Origin of the sequence: Streptomyces sp. 13-12-16 (genome assembly GCF_002114215.1) — a bacterium.
Classification (GTDB): Bacteria; Actinomycetota; Actinomycetes; order Streptomycetales; family Streptomycetaceae; genus Streptomyces.
Genome location: NZ_NCTE01000938.1, coordinates 1 through 2285, shown reverse-complemented (window position 1 = coordinate 2285; position 2285 = coordinate 1). Strand labels below are relative to the sequence as shown.

The window sequence follows — 2285 nt, the reverse complement described above, 5'->3', positions numbered from 1 at the left end:
TCTGCGGCTCCGGTACGGCCGCCGCCGAGCCCACCGCCCCGGCCCGCGGTCACACCGAGGACATCGCTCCCCAGGTCACCCGCGACTGACCCGGCAGACCACCGCACGCGCGTGCCCCCGGCCGGACACCCGTCCGGCCGGGGGCACGCGGCGGTCTCAGCCCGCCGGCTGCTCCATGCGCGTGCCGACGCGGGCGCGCACCGCCTCGACCTCCTCCCACTGCTCGGTCGACAGGGCCGCCAGCGCGGCCGGGAAGACACCGTCCTGTTCCTTGAGGATGTGCTCGCGCAGCAGGTCGAGCGCCCGGATCAGCCGGTCCGGCCACGTGACGTCCCGCGGTGTGCCGGCCGCGGCCTCCTCCAGTGCGGCCTCGACGATGCGGTGCTCCGCCTCGAGCGCGGCCGTCTGCTCGGGGAACTCGTCGGCGAGGGCGGGGAACAGCCCGTGCTCCTCGACCTGGGTGTGGGGCTCCAGTACGGCGCCGATCCGCCGGGCCAGCCGGGCCATCAGGCCGGCGTCGCCGGCCCGGTGGGCGTCCCGGACGTGGCTGATCAGGTCCACCACCGCGTCGTGCTCGCGGGTGAGGTCGTCGATCGTCGTCAGGGACTGGCAGCCGCAGTACTCGCACATGGTGGTGGCTCCTCGGGACGGGTGGTGGTGGTCAGTTCGGCTGAGCGGCGGGGACGCGGCGGGTGGCACCCCGGCGTACGCCGGTCGCGGTGTAGGCCAGGGCCGCGGCGGCCACCAGGGCCAGCAGCACCAGGCCCACGGCGTAGGAGCCGTAGGCGCCGTACAGAGCGCCCATGACCAGCGGCGGCAGGAAGCCGCCGAGGCCGCCGGCCGCGCCGACGACGCCGGTGACCGAGCCGACCTTGTTCGCCGGGGTCAGCAGTGCCACCAGGGCGAAGACGGCGCCGCTTCCGGCGCCGAGCGCCGCGGCCATGGCGAGGAACGCGATGGTTCCGGCGGGCGCCAGGCCGGGGGTGAACGACTGGACCAACGCGCCGGCGACCACGAAGGCCAGTGTGCCGACGAGCACCCGTACCGGGCCGATGCGGTCCGACAGCCAGCCGCCGACCGGCCGCATGGCCACGGCCAGCAGCACGAATCCCGCCATCCGGTTGGCCGCGTCCGCCTGGGCGAGGCCGTAACCGGTCCTCAGGTAGGTGGGCAGGTAGACGGAGAAGGCGACGTAGCCGCCGAAGGCCACCGCGTACAGGGCGGACGCCTGCCAGGTGATGCCCAGCCTGAAGGTCGCGGCCAGCCGGCGCGCCAGCCGCTCGGTCGGCACGGTGCGTCCGGGGGCGTCGCGCAGCAGCAGGGCGGCGGCCACCGCGTACACGGCGAGCGCCGCGGCGGTGATCAGGAACGGATTGGCCATCCCGTGGGCGTCGACCAGCTTGACCGTGGTGAGGGCGCTGATCGCGGTGCCGCCCATGCCGGCGCCGAAGACGCCGATGGCCAGGCCCCGGCGTTCGGGCGGGAACCACGCGCTGACGAACGGCACGCCGACGGCGAAGGAGGTGCCGCCGATGCCGAGGAAGAGGCCGCCGGCCAGCAGCCCGGCGAGCGAGGAGTGCCCGGCCAGGCCGAGGTAGAGCACGGGCACGATGGTGGCCACCGAGACCAGCGGGAACATCACCCGTCCGCCGAACCGGTCGGTGAGGGCGCCGACCGGGATGCGGCCCAGGGAGCCCACCACGACGGGGACCGCCACCAGCAGCGACTGCTGGAACGACGACAGGTCCAAGGAGTCCTGCAGCCGGGGGGCGAGGGGGCTGAGCAGTGCCCAGGCCCAGAAGTTGAGGGCGAACCCGGCCGTGGCCAGGGCCAGCATCAGCCAGGCCCGGCCGGTCACGGCCGCACCGGGTTCCGGTGCTCGATTCGACTTGCTCGACGGCTGGAGCATGCCGCCTGTCCTCCCTGTTCGCGGTGCGGCCCGGATCAGTCGGCGCCGCGGGTCCCGGGCTGTGTCCCGGTGTCCCACCTCACTATCGGCAGCGGAGGGCGGTGAACGGGTGGGCCGTCAGTCCCCATCACCGGGGCCCGGCGGTCCCCGGACCGGGGTCCGAACGGCGGGCGGCGCCGGCCGGTCGGCCGGCCGGATGTGCCGCGGCGCGCGGGGTGCCCTTCGCCTCGGGGCCGTAGCCGAAGCGGATCAGCACCTGCGGGCGGCACCACCGGGTGCCGGGGACCCGCATCGCCTCGCGCAGGTCCGGCCACTCCATGGCCTGGTGGAGCAGTGAGGTCCGTATCCCGTGCGCGGTGGCGACCAGCAGCGCGCG

At 75.2% G+C, this 2285-nt stretch carries 2 protein-coding genes and 1 pseudogene; all 3 read right to left on the bottom strand.

The genetic code is table 11. From position 1 onward, the window contains the following. Positions 1-156: 156 nt before the first annotated feature. The gene (locus B7767_RS32540; RefSeq protein WP_085575263.1) at positions 157-630 is read right to left on the bottom strand and encodes a hemerythrin domain-containing protein; all 474 of its coding nucleotides are present in this window, start codon (positions 628-630) and stop codon (positions 157-159) included. A 31-nt stretch (positions 631-661) separates the two neighbouring features. Beyond that, positions 662-1909 carry an MFS transporter gene (locus tag B7767_RS32535; protein WP_085575262.1) on the bottom strand — a complete coding sequence of 416 codons (1248 nt, stop codon included), beginning with the start codon at positions 1907-1909 and terminating at the stop codon, positions 662-664. Positions 1910-2036: 127 nt separating this feature from the next. Then, positions 2037-2285: pseudogene (locus B7767_RS32530) on the bottom strand (hypothetical protein); the annotation flags it as partial.

Excerpts from the sequence above, each read along its gene's own strand:
- B7767_RS32535 (WP_085575262.1), bottom strand. The coding sequence starts at position 1,909 with ATGCTCCAGCCGTCGAGCAAGTCGAATCGAGCACCGGAACCCGGTGCG.
- B7767_RS32540 (WP_085575263.1), bottom strand. The coding sequence starts at position 630 with ATGTGCGAGTACTGCGGCTGCCAGTCCCTGACGACGATCGACGACCTC.